The sequence below is a fragment of the Pseudosulfitobacter pseudonitzschiae genome (assembly GCF_900129395.1).
GTDB lineage: Bacteria > Pseudomonadota > Alphaproteobacteria > Rhodobacterales > Rhodobacteraceae > Pseudosulfitobacter > Pseudosulfitobacter pseudonitzschiae.
In genome coordinates this window covers 400,792-416,599 of record NZ_FQVP01000004.1, presented here as the reverse complement: position 1 = coordinate 416,599, position 15,808 = coordinate 400,792, and the positions used below count along the sequence as shown (strand labels likewise).

The 15,808-nt window shown below is 61.4% G+C and carries 15 protein-coding genes; 3 read left to right on the top strand and 12 right to left on the bottom strand.

Annotated elements, in window-relative coordinates:
- Positions 1-21 precede the first annotated feature (21 nt).
- Positions 22-516 carry an Lrp/AsnC family transcriptional regulator gene (locus tag BUC08_RS13780; protein ID WP_037923053.1) on the top strand — a complete coding sequence of 165 codons (495 nt, stop codon included), beginning with the start codon at positions 22-24 and terminating at the stop codon, positions 514-516.
- A 5-nt stretch (positions 517-521) separates the two neighbouring features.
- Here BUC08_RS13780 and BUC08_RS13775 read toward each other — a convergent pair whose 3' ends face one another.
- The 10 genes from BUC08_RS13775 to BUC08_RS13730 all read right to left on the bottom strand — a co-directional run bounded on the left by BUC08_RS13775 (position 522) and on the right by BUC08_RS13730 (position 11,490).
- Complete coding sequence (locus BUC08_RS13775) at positions 522-2,198, bottom strand: ABC transporter ATP-binding protein (RefSeq protein WP_200796209.1); 1,677 nt, start codon at positions 2,196-2,198, stop codon at positions 522-524.
- A complete protein-coding gene (locus BUC08_RS13770) occupies positions 2,198-3,061 on the bottom strand; it encodes an ABC transporter permease (protein ID WP_037923049.1) in 864 nt (287 codons plus the stop codon). The genes BUC08_RS13775 and BUC08_RS13770 overlap by 1 nt, the downstream gene beginning before the upstream one ends.
- A 2-nt stretch (positions 3,062-3,063) precedes the next feature.
- On the bottom strand, positions 3,064-4,020 hold the full coding sequence (locus BUC08_RS13765; protein WP_081855323.1) for an ABC transporter permease: 957 nt from the start codon (positions 4,018-4,020) through the stop codon (positions 3,064-3,066).
- A gap of 78 nt (positions 4,021-4,098) precedes the next feature.
- Positions 4,099-5,709, bottom strand: a complete 1,611-nt coding sequence (locus BUC08_RS13760) for an ABC transporter substrate-binding protein (protein ID WP_037923047.1) — start codon at positions 5,707-5,709, stop codon at positions 4,099-4,101.
- 67 nt (positions 5,710-5,776) lie between these two features.
- Positions 5,777-6,508, bottom strand: coding sequence for an HAD-IA family hydrolase (locus BUC08_RS13755; protein ID WP_037923044.1), 732 nt, complete (start codon positions 6,506-6,508; stop codon positions 5,777-5,779).
- Positions 6,509-6,703: 195 nt separating this feature from the next.
- On the bottom strand, positions 6,704-7,615 hold the full coding sequence (locus BUC08_RS13750) for a 2-hydroxyacid dehydrogenase (protein WP_037923041.1): 912 nt from the start codon (positions 7,613-7,615) through the stop codon (positions 6,704-6,706).
- Positions 7,615-8,988, bottom strand: coding sequence for an aspartate aminotransferase family protein (locus BUC08_RS13745; RefSeq protein ID WP_037923039.1), 1,374 nt, complete (start codon positions 8,986-8,988; stop codon positions 7,615-7,617). Before BUC08_RS13745 ends, BUC08_RS13750 begins: the two co-directional genes overlap by 1 nt.
- 17 nt (positions 8,989-9,005) lie before the next feature.
- Positions 9,006-9,857 carry a GNAT family N-acetyltransferase gene (locus BUC08_RS13740; protein ID WP_081855322.1) on the bottom strand — a complete coding sequence of 284 codons (852 nt, stop codon included), beginning with the start codon at positions 9,855-9,857 and terminating at the stop codon, positions 9,006-9,008.
- A 136-nt stretch (positions 9,858-9,993) separates the two neighbouring features.
- On the bottom strand, positions 9,994-11,112 hold the full coding sequence (gene argE, locus BUC08_RS13735; protein WP_224769709.1) for an acetylornithine deacetylase: 1,119 nt from the start codon (positions 11,110-11,112) through the stop codon (positions 9,994-9,996).
- Between the two features lie 9 nt (positions 11,113-11,121).
- Positions 11,122-11,490 carry a cupin domain-containing protein gene (locus BUC08_RS13730; RefSeq protein WP_037923035.1) on the bottom strand — a complete coding sequence of 123 codons (369 nt, stop codon included), beginning with the start codon at positions 11,488-11,490 and terminating at the stop codon, positions 11,122-11,124.
- Between the two features lie 220 nt (positions 11,491-11,710).
- Here BUC08_RS13730 and BUC08_RS13725 point away from each other — a divergent pair, with 220 nt between their 5' ends.
- Together BUC08_RS13725 and BUC08_RS13720 are read left to right on the top strand one after the other, a co-directional pair.
- Entirely contained in the window at positions 11,711-12,376 is a 666-nt protein-coding gene (locus BUC08_RS13725; RefSeq protein ID WP_037923034.1) for a haloacid dehalogenase type II, read from the top strand.
- 16 nt (positions 12,377-12,392) lie between these two features.
- A complete protein-coding gene (locus tag BUC08_RS13720) occupies positions 12,393-13,682 on the top strand; it encodes an NAD(P)/FAD-dependent oxidoreductase (protein ID WP_037923032.1) in 1,290 nt (429 codons plus the stop codon).
- 30 nt (positions 13,683-13,712) lie between these two features.
- Here BUC08_RS13720 and BUC08_RS13715 read toward each other — a convergent pair whose 3' ends face one another.
- Both BUC08_RS13715 and BUC08_RS13710 read right to left on the bottom strand, forming a co-directional pair.
- Complete coding sequence (locus BUC08_RS13715) at positions 13,713-14,693, bottom strand: GNAT family N-acetyltransferase (protein WP_051694011.1); 981 nt, start codon at positions 14,691-14,693, stop codon at positions 13,713-13,715.
- An 80-nt stretch (positions 14,694-14,773) separates the two neighbouring features.
- Positions 14,774-15,772 carry a LysR family transcriptional regulator gene (locus BUC08_RS13710; RefSeq protein WP_051694009.1) on the bottom strand — a complete coding sequence of 333 codons (999 nt, stop codon included), beginning with the start codon at positions 15,770-15,772 and terminating at the stop codon, positions 14,774-14,776.
- Positions 15,773-15,808: the final 36 nt, after the last annotated feature.

The window sequence follows — 15,808 nt, the reverse complement described above, 5'->3', positions numbered from 1 at the left end:
GCAGCCTCCGAAGGATAGCAGATGACAACCCGTTATAAGCTGGACCGGATCGACCTGAAGATTCTGACCGAACTTCAGCGCAATGGACGTATCACAAATGTCGAACTGGCCGATCTGGTCAGCCTGTCGCCGTCGCCCTGCCTGATGCGCGTCAAAAAACTGCAAAAGGCCGGGTACATCGTCGGATACTCTGCGCAGATCGACGTGGCAAAGCTGGGCGATACGCTGACGGTGTTTACGGAATTCACCCTGGCCAACCACCGCCAGATCGACTTTGCCCGTTTCCAGGAAGCTTTGGAAAAAGTCCCGTCCTGCGTCGAATGTCATCTGGTATCAGGTGGTTATGATTATCTGGCGAAATTTGTCACATCCTCTATCGCCGACTATCAGAACGTGATCGAAGCCTTGATCGACCGCAGCATCGGGATAGACAAATATTTCAGCTTTGTCGTGATGAAGACGCCCTTTGTCAAAGCGCAACTGCCCCTGACGGATCTGTTCGAAGACCGGATCTGACCGCATCAGCGGTCAGAAAATTGCGCGATCAGGTCCGGGTCTTGCTCCAGCGACGCCAGCCAGCCGGTGTCGAGCTTGGGGATCGAAGAGATCAGCAACCGCGAATAGGGATGTGTGGCGCATTCTGACATCTTGCTGGCGGGCAGTGCTTCGACGACCACGCCCTTGTGCATCACCAGAACATCGTCGCAAATCGCCTCGACGGTGGACAGGTCATGGCTGATGAACATGTAGCTGAGGCCCAGCTCGCTTTGCAGTTCCTTGAGCAGTTCAAGGATGGCTGCCGCGACAACCGTATCCAGCGCCGACGTGATTTCGTCACAGAGGATCAGTTCGGGTTCGGCCGCGAGCGCACGCGCCAGGTTCACCCGCTGTTTTTGCCCGCCGGACAATTCGCTGGGCAGGCGGTGACGCATGTTGGCAGGAAGGTGGACCATGTCCAGCAGTTCGATCACCCGCGCGTCACGCGCCTTGCCGCGCAGACCCTTGTAGAACGTCAGCGGGCGGCCAATGATATTGGCGATGGAATGTCCGGGGTTCAGCGCGGTATCCGCCAACTGGAAAACGATCTGGGTACGGCGCAGGTCTTCCTTGGAGCGGCTTGCAAGATCGGGTTTCAACTCCCGTCCGTCCACCAGGACGCTGCCCCTGTAGGGTGGCAGGATGCCTGCAATTGCGCGGGCCAATGTCGATTTGCCAGAGCCGGATTCGCCGATCACACCAAGATTGCGGCCCGGTTCCAGCTGGAAATTCACATCCTTCAGAATCTTGGCCACCGGCGCACCGTTCCGGATGGGTCCATAGCCTGCGTGCAGGTTGGTGACTTCGAGTATCGGTTTTTTCCTGTCCGATGCCTGCACCGGTTGCGGCGTGCGACCTGCGGGTTCAAAGGCGGCCAAAAGCTCTTTGGTATAGGCGTTTTGCGGCGCGTTCAGAATCTGCTCGGACGTGCCGACCTCTTGCACCTCGCCGCCGCGCAACACGACGATACGGTCGGCAATCTGCGCCACAACCGCCAGGTCGTGACTGACGTAGACACCGGCACAGCCTCCTGCGGCCATCGCCGATTTGAAGGCGCGCAGCACCTCGATCTGGGTGGTCACGTCCAGCGCCGTTGTCGGTTCGTCAAAGATCACCAGACGCGGATCACCGATCAGTGCCATGGCCGCCGACAGGCGCTGAAGCTGGCCACCGGACACCTGATGCGGGTAACGGTCGCCAATTGTGTCGGGGTTGGGCAGGGCCAGCGCACGGAACAGTTCCACCGCCTTGGCGCGGGCTTCTGCCTTTGGCATCAGGTTGTGAATCGTCGAAATCTCGATCACTTGATCCATGATCCGCTGTGACGGGTTGAATGCCGCCGCTGCCGACTGCGGCACATAGGACACTTCGGTCCCGCGCATCGCCGCACGCTGGCGGGTGGTCATCGCGGTGACATTGTTGTTGCCCACGCGGATGCGCCCGCCGTTGATGGAACAGCCGGGCCGCGTGTGCCCCATCAGCGAAAGGGCAATCGTCGTCTTGCCCGAACCGGATTCCCCGATCAGCGCCAGAATCTCCCCGGGCGCGATGTCGAAATCGACGCCCTTGATGATCTCGACCTTGCGCTTGGCATCGGTGACCGCGCCGATCTTCAGATCGCGGACGCTGACAAGCGGTGTGTCGTGGTTTGTCTGGGACATCATTCGCTCCTGTCGCGGATAAGGGTCGGCAGGTTGTCGATGAACATGTTCACCGAGATGGTCAGCGACGCGATGGCAATCGACGGGAATACGACCGCGGGCGCGCCCAGGCTGAGCCCTTCGATATTCTCGCGCACCAGCGCGCCCCAGTCTGCATTCGGCGGCTGCACGCCAAGGCCCAGAAACGACAGGCCCGACAACACCAGCACGATAAAGACAAAACGCAGGCCAAGATCGGCCAGAACCGGCCCCAGGATGTTCGGAAATATCTCGCGCAGGATAAGATAGGGCGTCGCCTCGCCGCGCGCCCGCGCCACGGTCACGAAATCCATGGTGTTGATGTTCACCGCCAGCGCCCGCGCAAAGCGGTAGGACCCCGGCATGTAGATCGCCGTCAGGGTCATGATCAGGATCGGAATGGACGAGCCGACGGCCGCCACGACCACCAGTCCGAACAGCAGCGACGGAATACCGTTGAACGCATCCAGCAGGCGCGACAGGATCATGTCGAACCAGCCTCCGGCCACGGCCGCAATCATGCCCAGCAGGACACCGATGGTGCAGGCCAGCGTCACGGCAGCCAGGGCGATGCCCACGGTATAGCGCGCGCCCATGATGATGCGCGAAAAGATATCGCGCCCCAGATAATCGGTGCCCATCCAGAATTCCGACGTGACCGGACCGAAATAGTCCCAATCCACAATCTCGCCCGGGGGATGCGGTGCCAGGAACGGCCCGGCGATGGCGACGATGGCCCAAAAGACGATAACCGCCAGACCGATACGTCCAACCCAGTTGAAAACGAACTTGGGACCCTCGGGAGCCTTATCTTCGGACAAGGTGTGAGACACGGTATCGGCCATGATCAACGAAGCCTCGGGTTAGACAGGATTGCAATCAGATCCGCCAGGGTGATCAGCGACAGGTAGCTGACGCAAAAGATCATGGCACAGGACTGGATCAGCGGCAGGTCGCGGGTGGACACCGCATCGACCATCAGCTTGGCAACACCCGGATAGTTGAAAATCGTCTCGACGATGATGACCCCGCCCACCAGATAGCTCAGCGACAGCGCGACCGCGTTGGCAATGGGCCCCAACGCATTGGGCAGCGCATGGCGCAGCACCATGCGCGACAGCGACGCCCCCTTGAGCAGCGCCATTTCCACGTAAGGCGTGTTGATGGTTTCGATCACCGCGGCGCGGCTCATGCGGATCATCTGCGCAGACACGACCAGCGACAAGGAGATCACCGGCATGGCATAGGCCCGAAGCATGGCCGACCAACTGTCAAGTTCGACGCCATAGCTGAGCGCGGGCAGCCACCCGAGCCAGACGGCAAAGACCAGCACGGCCAATGTGGCGACCATGAATTCAGGCACCGACACGACAAAGATCGTCAGCAAGGACACCAGACGATCAAAGATCGAACCGCGCCACATGGCCGCACAGATCCCCAGCGTCAGCGCGACCGGCACCGACACCAGCGTCACGACAGCGGCCAGACGCAGCGAGTTCAGAAGACGCCCGCCGATCAGTTCGGCGACTTCGATATTGTTGACATAGGACGTGCCCATGTCGCCTTGGGCCAACCCCAGAAGCCAATGCACGAAACGCGACAGCGCCGGCTCATCCAGCCCCATCGCCTCGCGCAGACCGGCGACAGCTTCGGGCGTCGCGGCCTGGCCCAGCAGGATTTCTGCCACGTCACCGGGCAGCATCGCCGTTGCGAAAAACACCGCGAAGGACACGATGATCAACGTCACAAATGCGATGCCCAGCCTTTGCGCAACGAGAATGTATGGCAGGAATGATCGGGTCAAAAGGCACCTCGTTTCGGTTGAAAAACGTCTGAAGGGCCGCGCAGTGTCCGCGCGCCCCCAGTTTACAGCCCTAAGAGATCATGCGTCCAGCCAGACATATTCGGCAAAGGCATAACCCATCATGCCGCCCAGCGGGTTGGCCTCGAGGCCGCCCAGCTTGGAGGTCACGGCGTCGACGTTGGAGATATAGGCGGGAATGATCGTGCCTGCTTCGTTGGCCACCATTTCCTGCATTTCCCAATACATCGCCGTCCGCTTTTCCTCGTCCAGCGCGCCACGTGCTTCGACCATCATCTTGTCGAACTTCTCGGACTTGTACTGGCTTTCGTTCCAGGGCGCCTCGGAGGAGTACAGCAGCGAGAACAGAATATCCGGCGTCGGACGCGGGTTGATGTTGCCGAAGTGAACCGGCGATTTCAGCCAGTAGTTCGACCAGTAGCCATCGGATGGCACACGGTCGACCGTCAGGTTCATGCCGATTTCCGCGCCTGCCTGCTGGACCACTGTTGCCATGTCGACGGACGACCCGGCCGCATCGGAGGCAACCATCGGAATCTCGACCCCCAGAAGGCCCGCTTTTTCAAAGTGGAACTTGGCCTTTTCGGGATCAAAGTCACGCGGTGCAAGGTTGGGGTTGTGGTAGCGGTTGGCAGAAGAAACGGGTTGGTCGTTGCCAATATCCGCCAGCCCGCGCAGAACCGATTTCTGGATCGCTTCACGGTTGATCAGCGATTTCATCCCTTCGACGAAATCCATCTGCTCGCCCGGTGCAACGTCGAGCCGGATGTTGAGGTTGGTATAGTTGCCAGCGGTCGAGATGCTGGTGCGCACCGCGTCATTCCCTTCCACCATCCGCAACGAACGGGGGTTCACCGCCGCCGCAATCTGGATGTCGCCCGAGAGCAAGGCGTTGACGCGTGCGTTGTTGTCGGGGATCGCGAAGAACTCGAAGCTGTCCAGATAGGGTCCTTGTGACTTGAAGTAGTTGTCGTTGCGCACGCCGATCGACCGCACGCCGGGTTCAAACACTTCGCTCTTGAAAGCGCCGGTCCCGTTGGCGGTGGAGAAATCGGTGGTGCCGTCCGCGACAATCATGAAGTGGTGCAGCGACAGGATGGTGGGAAGGTCGGCGTTCGGCTCCGCCAGGACGATCTTGACGGTCAGGTCGTCCACCTTGATGATCTCGGCCATCTGTTTGGCCAACGAGTTGGCTTTGGACCCCACGGCCGGGTCGAGGTGACGGTTCATCGAGTACACGACATCGTCCGCGGTCAGTGTCTTGCCGTCGTGGAACTGTACGCCGGACTTCAGCTTGATGTTCCAGGTTTGCGCATCGTCGGATTCGATGCTGTCGGCCAGCTCCATCTGCGCCGTGCCGGCACCGTCCAGGAAAGTCAGGCGGTTGTAGTAGGCACAGCAGCGGACATAGTCGGTGGACAGTGTCGCCTTGGCCGGGTCCAGCGTGTCGGCGGTGGACGACGACCAACCTGCGGCTTTCAGCGTGCCGCCCGTTGTGGGCGTCGCGGCAACAGCGGCTGTCGCATGGGACAAAAGCGTGCCCCCGGCGGCCACGGCCACACCCGATGCCATAAGCATTTTCAGCAACTCGCGACGCGATGCGCCGCGGCGGATCATGTGTTCAACCGCTGCATCATCGCGGCTGGTCCAGTTTGTGGGCGTATTTGTCATTTCTCGTTTCCCTGTTGTTGTGAAAGTTAAACCCTGGCGATCTTGCTGTCGCTTCAGGCCGCTGAGATCACGCGCCAAAGGCATCGTCGGCCGCCTGGGCCAGTTCGATCAACGCGTGAAAATGGTAATCCGGTTCGGTGAACTCACTGGGCGCGATGGTGCCGCCGTATCCGTCCTGCGCATGGCGCCGCTGAATCCAGGCGTTGGTCATGCCCAGCGCCCGCGAGATTCCGATGTCGTGGTACTGGCTTTGCGCGGTGTGCAGGATGTCGTCCTTGGAACCGCCATCGCGCTCCACGTGGGCGAACACCTTTTGGAAAAAGACGCGGTCAGGCTTTTCCGTGCCAGTGTCGTCGGTGGTGAAAGCGGCCCAGAACGGATTGCCCAGTTTCGCGGAATATTTGTCAAACGCCCAGCGCCGTGCGTTCGTCATCGCAATCAGCTTGTAACGCGTCTTGAGCCGCGCCATCGCCTCGACGCTGTCGGCAAAGGGTTCGGCCTCGCCAACGGTGTCGATCATGTACTGGCGATATTCCGGGGTGTCGGGCAGGCCGAACGCCTCGGCAATGCGCCCATAGCAACGGCCCAGATCATCCGGGAACAGGCCCGCGTCAGGTTCGTAACGCGCATCGCGATACACGGCCAGCGCAGCCTCGCCATTCAGGTCGATGCCCTCTTTCGCTGCGATGTCGGCAAGGCCACTTTTGATCGCGGCTTCAAAGTCGATCAAGGTGCCGACCACATCAAAGCTGACGTAACCGAATTCTGTCAGGGGTTTCACTTCGGTTGTCGTCGTCATCTCTTATATCCTCGGTGCGCAAAAACGGATTTTCGCAAGGTTCGTGAGTGATGCCGGGGAACCGGCTCTTGCGGTTTCTCCCCTCAGGTTTCCCTGAAACAGGTTCCGCAAAACGCCGAATGTGGGCAGGAGCGCGGCAGATTCTACTGTATTCGGGAAAACAGCGGCATTTCCCCGCAATCTGCCATTTTCCACTTAATACCCGCGATTCTGATCAACCTGACCGGGCAATTCCGCGTTCTCGCGGCTGGCGCGAACCACGGCCAGAGCATGACGCGCGCCTTCGGCAGCGTCCGTATTTGCGGCGATGTGCGGTGTGATGAAAACGCGTGGATCACGCCATGCCCAGTGGTTTTCGGGCAAAGGTTCAGGGGCGGTCACATCCAGCATCGCAGAGGTCAGAACGCCATCGTCCAGCGCCTGTTTGAGCGCATCCATATCCAGGTGCGCCCCGCGCCCTGCATGGACCAGGCGCGCGCCATGGGGCAGCTTTGCAAACAGCGTTTCATTCAAGATGCCCCGGGTTTCATCGGTCAGGGGCAGCAGACAGATCAGAATGTCCGCCTGCGCCAGAAAGTCATCCAACCCGTCAGAGGCAAAGACCTGAATCCCTTCGACAGGTCGGCCGGACCGTGACCAGCCCACCACGTCGAACTCCATGTCCGCCAGCGTCCGCGCCGCCAGTGCGCCGATGCGACCCGTTCCCATGATACCGACACGCGTGCCGCGCGCACGTGGGACCGCGTGGCTTTGCCATTGTCCGGCACGCGCCTGTTGCACATAGGTCGGCATGTTGCGGTGCAACATCAGCGTGGCCATAACCACCCAATCGCGCACCATTTCGTCAATCCCCGGGGCAAGCGTGCGCACCAATGTGACGCCCTCGGGCATCTTGGGCATGTGGTCCACCCCAGCCCCCGAGCCGATGACGACTTTCAGATTGGGATAGCGCCCCAGATCCTTTGGCGGCAGCCAACACATCAGATGTGTAATTTCCGCCGGATCGGTCACCGCGTCCTCGCCGACGATAAACCGCTCGCCCGCGTCTTCAAACATCGGCCCCCAAACGGCAGCCCGCTCGGGGGTCGACAGAAACAGGAACGCCATCAGCGCAACACCGCGCGAATTTCGGGATCTTCCAGCGTCAGGTCCAGCACGGTGCGGGTGCGTTCGACAATCGCGTCAATCTCGCTGTCGGTGCAGCACAGCGGTGGCGCATAGCCAAAGACGCCTTGCGCAAACGACCGCACGATCAGCCCCTGATCCCATGCACGGTCCAACAACCGCGTTGCCGGCTGCACCTCGGCGGGCAGCGGGGTCTTTTTGTCCTTGTCGGTCACCAGTTCAACCGCCGCCAGCAACCCGCGTCCGCGCACGTCGCCCACCAACGGATGATCGCGCAGGCTTTCCAGCCCTGCCATCAGACGCGCCCCGGCCTTGATACCGTTGTCGAACAACCCGCCTTCGTAGAGCCTGAGAACCTCAAGCGCGACGGCTGCCGAAACCGGATGGGCGGAATAGGTAAAGCCGTGGCCTACGGCCTTGGCCCCTGCCCCGTCGGCAATGGTGTCATAGACGTGGTCCGCCATGAACACCGCGCCCATCGGAACATAGCCCGAGGTCAGACCCTTGGCGCAGGTCATAAAGTCGGGCACGATGCCTTCTTCGGCGCTGGCAAAGATCGGGCCGGTGCGGCCAAAGCCGGTGATGACTTCATCGGCAATGAACAAGATGCCCAGCTCCTTGCAGACATCGCGCATCGCCTTGATCCAGCCCTTTGGCGGCACCAGAACGCCACCCGAGCCCTGGATCGGCTCGACATAGAATGCGGCGACCCTGTCTTCGCCAATCGCGGCCACCTTGGCGCGCAACTCGGCGACCGATGCGTCGATGACCGTTTTCGGGTCATCCCCCAACGGGTTGCGGTACAGGTAGTGTGACGAAATCTTGTGCTGCCAGGCGTATGGGACGCCAAAGCCGTCGTGGAAGCCGGGCAGCGCCGTCAGGCCCGCGCCCATCGTGGTGGACCCGTGATAGCCCTGCTCGACCGAGATGAACTGATCGCGCTGCGGCTGGCCCTTGGCGTGCCAGTAATAGCGGACAAAGCGGATCGTGCTGTCGACCGCGTCCGACCCGCCAAGTGTGAAATAAATATGGTTCAGGTCGCCCGGGCTGCGCTCGGCCAATTCTGCGGCCAGCCGGATCGGGGCCTCGGAGCCAAGATCGAAATAGCCGGTGGCATAAGGCAGGCGACGCATCTGTTCTGCAGCGGCTTCGATCACGCTTTCCTGGCCATAGCCTGCGTTCACGCACCACAGCCCCGCAAAGCCGTCGATCAACTGACGGCCTTCGGCGTCGGTGACGGTCGCGCCCTTGGCAGATTTCAGGATGCGCACGCCGCGCGCCTCGTGGCCGCGGAACGACGATACGGGGTGAACAAGGTGCCGGCGGTCCAGCTCGACAAGGGAATTGGTCAGCATTTCAGTCTCCGAAAGGTTCAGCCCAGTGCCTGCGACACAAGAGCATAGGTTTTGAAATCAGTAGAACGCGCCGGTAGAGGTGCCTGCGCCCGGCGCATGGCGATCCCGGTGCCTGTATGGTCCAGCCCAAGGTCTTGCGCATGGCCTGCAAGCCCGTGTTCTTCGACAAGGTCGACACGCAGGAACTGGCCCGCGCACCGGTTGGCCGCTTCGGTCAACAGCGCCCGCGCGGTGGCGGCATCTTTGGCCACGATCGGGCCAACAACCTTGCCACGCCCAAAGCTGCGGAGCATGGCAAACCCGTTTTGGTGCGTCAAGATCTCGCCCCCGGCGGCAATGGTCGCAAGCAACGCGTCCCGCGACATGCCAGAGGCCGCCGTATCCATCTGGGCCAGCCGCGCGATGTCGTCTGTCATGCCGGTCGCCACTGGCAGATCGGGCGTTGTCGGCCGCGCGATGCCCTGATGTTGCAGGATACGGCCCGTGGCCTGAAACCCCAGCTTTTCGTACAGTGGCAAGCCATCCGCCGTCGCCACCAGCCGCAGTTCGCGGGCGCCGCCAAGCGCAATGACCCGCTCCATCAGCCCACGGCCCAGACCGCAGCCCCGCATGTCAGCATCGACAATGATCATGTTCATCGTCGCCACCGCCCCAAAGCTGGAGCACAGCGCCGTTCCCACAACCTGACCGTCCGCCATAGCCACAACGCCATTGGACACTGACAGCGACAGCGCCCAGTCCTCGGCGCGGTGCGGCCATTGGACCGCCTGCGACATACGCAAACCGTCGGCCAGATGGCCCTGCGTGAAGGGTTCAAAGGTGATGTTTGCCTGTGACAGCGGTGTTTTAAGGGGTTTGGTGGAGGTCATAAGATGGTCCGTATTGTTCAGGCTCAGCGTAGCGTCGGGCGGTTGGCAGTTTCGTCTTGTTCCACTGGACAGGCAGCAGTTTCGATTACATTCCGCTGGCACCGCCGCAGGATATGCTGCCTTGCACACCTTGCGGTCAGGTGGACAGTGCGTTGCCCAATGACAGGATCATGTCGACCGCGCCCTGCAATTCGTCTTGGGTCAGGTATTCCTCGGGGCGGTGGGCACGGGCGATGTCGCCGGGGCCGCAGATGATCGACGGCACGCCTGCCTGTTGAAACAGGCCAGCCTCGGTCCCAAAGCTGACAGCGCCCAGGGGCGTCTTCCCCGAGATGTCTGCCACCAATTTCGCAAGCGGATGATCCGCATCCAGCGCCAGCGCCGGATATGTCGACATCCATTCGCCACGCACGCCCTCGTCCAGTGCGTCCAGAACCGGCGCCAGCAACGCCTGCGGATCGATCCCCGCGATTGCACGCGCTTCTATCTCGGCCTGCGCGGCCTCGGGGATGATGTTGATCGCCTGCCCGCCCTTGATCGTACCGATTTGCAGGCTGGAGTAAGGCGGCGCAAAACGTGTGTCCTGTGGCCCGCTCTCCAGCGCCTTGGCCTGCGTCGTGGCAGCCACAAGCGCGGGCAGCAGACCGTGGATTGCATTCACGCCCAGATCGGGGCGTGAACTGTGGCCCGCGCGCCCATCGGACAGCAACCGCAGCGCCGCCTTGCCCTTGTGCGCCAGCACCGGCACCAGCCCCGTCGGTTCACCCACGATACAGCCCAAGGGGGCCGCACACAGATCGGGCAGTGCCGCCAGCATATGCGGCACGCCACGGCATCCGGCCTCTTCGTCATAGGACAGGGCAATGTGCACGGGTGCGGACAGGTTCATCTGTTGCAAGGCAGGGACCGCCGCCAAGGCCGCTGCGACATATCCTTTCATGTCACAACACCCGCGCCCGATCAGCCGTTCGTCAACACGCCGCATCACAAAGGGATCGGCTTGCCATTCTGGCTCTTGCGCGGGCACGACATCGACATGTCCTGACAGGATATACCCCGGCACCGAGGCATCACCGATCGTCGCAAACAGATTGTACCGGTCGCCCTCTGGCCCCTTGAGCAAGGTAAAGGGGACGTCATACGCGCGAAGGTAATCCGCGACAAACGCCATCAACGCGCCGTTGGGCGTGCCCACGACAGTGGGAAATCCGACCAGACGGTCAAGCAGATCGGCGGGGGACAGGTTCAATGTCATCGGGCAGGCTCAGGAGGCGATAACATAGATCTTGCGCACGGTCTCGATGGTCTTCCACTGACCGACAAAGCCCGGCTTCATGACAAAGCTGTCACCGGCCCCAAAAAGAAACGTGTCGCCCCCGTCTTCGATGATCTCGACCCGGCCTGACAGGATGTGGCAAAATTCAAAGGTGTCGCCCTTGATCGAAATGGTCGTGCCGGGCGTTGCTTCCCACACGCCGGTCCTGATCTGGCCCCATTTGGCAGCCTCGGCCAGTGCCGTGTCCAGCTCCCAGGTCTGAAAGGACGGCGCGCCTTCGATCAGGCGTTCGGGGGCGGCAACATCCTTGCGCGGGGTGAAATCCGGCGTGGTGGGGACGGAAACGATATGGGGCATTGCGGGTCTTTCTATACGGGCACGGGTGGTGCGTTTGACGGTATTGCCGACAAGTTGCCACCGCCCGCGCCGCTGTCGTGACCAAAGACACGCACCCAGCGGCAGGTCATGCCGCGCGCCGTGCCGCATTCGCTATTTCGTGCTTTGAAAACCCGAAACGCGGCAAGCGCTGTGGCGTGTTGCGGGTGATCATGATGCGAACAGTAACCCGGAGACCGACATGACCTTTCGCCCCAAATTCATCACCTTTGACTGCCACGGCACCATGATTTTCTTTGACATGGCCGGCGCCGCGCGTGCGCATTATGCCGACACCCTGACGCCCGAGCAGCTGGACAAATTCATCACTGATTTCTCGGCCTACCGGCTGGACGAGGTGCTGGGCGCTTGGAAACCCTATGCCGACATCGTGCACAATGCGCTGGAACGCACCTGCAAACGCAACGGCGTTGCCTTTGATCCTGCGGTTGCCGCCGATATCTACTCGCGTGTGCCAACATGGGGTCCGCACCCGGATGTGCCCGCCGGTCTGGCCAAGGTCGCGCACAAGATCCCGATGGTGGCGCTAACCAATTCGATGAATGACCAGATCCCGCACAACATCGAAAAACTGGGCGCACCCATCGCACATGTCTATACGGCGGAAAGCGCCGGTGCCTACAAGCCGCAGATGCAGGCGTTTGAGTATATGTTCGACATGCTGGGTTGCGGCCCCGAAGACGTGCTGCACGTGTCGTCGAGCTTTCGCTATGATTTGATGACCGCGCATGATCTCGGCATCAAGAACAAGGTTTGGGTGAACCGTGGCCACGAACCGGCAAACCCCTACTATGGATATACAGAAATCAAGGACCTCTCTGATCTGGCCGCCATCGTCGGGCTGTAAGGGACCGAAACATATCATGAAATACATGTCATACTGGCACGACACAGCCACGCCGTTTGGCGATGCGCAGACCGGCCCTGTCGCCGGCCACGTCGATGTCGCCGTGATCGGCGGCGGATTCACCGGGCTGAATGCCGCCCGCAAGCTGGCCCGTGAAGGTGTCAGCGTCGCCCTGCTGGAAGCCGACCACATCGGCGCGGGTGGCTCGGGGCGCAACGGTGGCCATCTGAACAATGGCATGGCGCACGGATATTCCGAGGCCAAGGTCCACTTTGGCGCCGACCGCGCGCATGCGATCTACAAGGCATACGACAGGTCGATCGACATGATCGAGGACGTCATTGCCGAGGAGAATATCGACTGCAACTTTCGTCGCTCGGGCAAGCTGAAACTGGCGTCGAAACCGTCGCATGTCGCCGGTCTGCGGGCCAGTTTTGAACAACTGAACCAAGAGATCGACCCCGACACACGTTGGGTCGACAAGGCCGACTTGCCAAGGGAAATCGGCTCGGATTCATTTCACGGCGGGATGATCTACGAAAAATCGGCGATGATACACATGGGGCGCTATGTGAACGGGTTGGCGGAAGCCGCCCACCGCCACGGGGCGCTGATCTGGGAGCGTGCGCCGGTCACAGATCGCCAACGCAGCGGATCGCGCTGGGAGCTGACCACACCCAAGGGCAAGATCACCGCCGACCGTGTCATTGCCGCGACCGGTGCCTATTCAGGGGCCTATGCGAAAAAGCCGCTGGCCTATTTCCGGCGACGGATTATTTCGGTGGGGTCTTTCATCATTGCCACCCGTCCGCTGACCCCGGCTGAAATCGCCGCCACCCTGCCGGGCAACCGTACCTGTGTCACGTCGATGAACATCGGGAACTACTTCCGCCTGTCGCCGGACAACCGCCTGATGTTTGGCGGTCGTGCGCGGTTCTCGGCGGTGTCCGACCAGCAGTCGGATGCCAAATCGGGCGAGATCCTGCGCCGTTCGATGGCGCAGATTTTCCCGCATCTGGGGGACGTGCAGATCGACTATTGCTGGGGCGGCCTTGTCGGCATGACAAAGGACCGTTTCCCCCGCGCGGGCGAGGCAGACGGGATGATCTATGGCATGGGCTATTCCGGCCACGGCGCGCAGATGTCCACGCTGATCGGTCAGGCGCTGGCCGATATGGCGATGGGCCGCCAGGACACCAACCCGCTGGCGGGCCTGGACTGGCCCAGCATCCCGATGCACAGCGGCAAACCGTGGTTTCTGCCCATGGTGGGACTGTGGTTTGGCCTGAAGGACCGTCTGTCCTGAAAACCGACGGGGGCGGCACGCGCCCCTGTCCTAACCCAGGGAATGCGACGACAGACCGTAGGTTTGCGCATTTTCCGTGGCACGTCGAAACCCGCCCAGGTGCATTTCGGTCACCGTGTCGTAAACACCCATGCCCGCAGCGGACAGGAACGCCTTGAAATGTTCACTTTGCTGGGGCGTGTCCAAACGGACAAAGCGGCCTTCGCATTGCTGGATCAGCGGTGCACACAGGCACATCGCCATCTGGTCGTCTTCTGCAACAACCGGTCCGATCACGATCCCCTTGCCAAAGGGACGCATCATCGCAAAACCGCAAACCGCGCCATCGCGTTCCACCACGACACCTGTCGAAAGATCGACCATGGCATCAAGAACCTCGGGCCGGTTCGCCCCATAGGCATGGCTGTCCAGCGCATGGATCGCCGCGCGGTCCGATGCTTCGAGCTTGCGCAGGCTCAGACCCTGCGCAAGCTTCGGCATGCGAATGGACCGCACCACGCCTTGTTGCTGCCAGATGAGTCCCACGGTCTCGAACCCTGCGGATTCATACAGGGAAAAGCCTGATTTCGTGGCCGAAAGCCGCAGGTCCAGACCTTCGCAATCTTTCAGAATACGCCGCAGCAACCGACCGCCCGCACCCAAGGCCTGCAAGCGTGGTGTTGTCACCATCATGCCGAACATCGCAAAGTCGGACCCCATCGGAAAATACATCGCAGACCCGATTGGGCGGCCGATTTCATCCAGCGCGATATATCCTTTACCCAATGACAGAAACGCATCCAGATCATGCGCACGGTGCGGCCAGAACACTGCCACTGTCAGCTCGTGCATCAATGGGCGATCGGCCAGGGTGATCGGTCGGATCGTCGCCTCGTAGGTGTCCAGCATCAACCGCTCTTCGTCGGCGGGCATCGATCGTGACATGAACGCCTTGTACCGCGCGGCGCTGGCGGCACTGCCCGAAGACTTTTTTACCATCTGTTCGTTCACGGTACCGCTTTTGGCCTGCATGTCACGCTTCCTGTCCTGAACTCTAACAGACACGAGAAACATGCTTCGTGCCGCTGCCATTATGGTCCGAAGTGTATGGTTTATTCTACCGAATACCGGTCCTGAATGACACAATCTGCTGCGCTTTGACCCAAGGTTTCCGGGCCCGCGCCCAGACTTGCGACCGCCTCCAGATCTTCGGCCATACGATCACACAGCCAGCGCGCAATCTCGCGTGCCAGCGGGCGCATCGGCCCCGGCCGCGTTGATTGCAGCCGGATCACACGCCCAGTATCGATCCAGCGCCCTTGCCATGCAGGGACCAGCCGGCCGCTGCGCAGGCTGCCTGCGACAACGTTCAGCCAGCCCAATGCAATCCCGGTGCCGTCCGTCGCGGCCTGAATGATCGCGGCATAGTCCGAAAACCCGTGCCAGACCGCTTCGCCGCGCGCCATGGCGTTCTTGCCCAGAAACGGGTCCCATATCGTGCGCGGATGGTCCGACAGGTGCAAGAATGTATGGCCCGCCCTGAGCCGCGCAGGGTCCCCGGGCAACATCCCACCATGCGACGCCAGATATTCGGGGCTGCAAACCGGCACGATCACCTCGGGCGCCAGAACGATGTCATCAGGCCCTGCCTCGGTGATCAGGGTGGCCAGGTCCACCTCGCCTGCCACGGACTTGCGCGTGCCTGCCACCAGATCAAAGCGCAGCACCGCTTGGGGAAACTGCTCGGACATGGCCGCCAGCCGTGCCCCCAGCCAGTTGGTGACAAAAGCGTTGGACAGCGACAGGACCACCTCGCTCTCGGTTGCGCCAGCTTGCGCGCGCAGGGTTTCGACCGCCTCTCCGATACGTCCCAGCCCCTCGCTGGTGGCAGCATACAGCACGCGTCCCGCATCGGTCAGACGAGCACCGCCCGCACCGCGCACGAACAATGGCACACCGACGTCCTGTTCAAGCTGCGCGATATTGCGGCTGATCGAGGGCTGCGAAATGTTGAAATCCTTGGCCGCGCGCGTAAAGCTGCCGTGGCGTGCGACCGTCTCGAACACCAGCAGCGACTTTGGCGACGTGATCAGGCGGGCCAGCTCGGTCATACGCTGAGCGTATAGGGGTTTCCTGTTTTTTCAAGC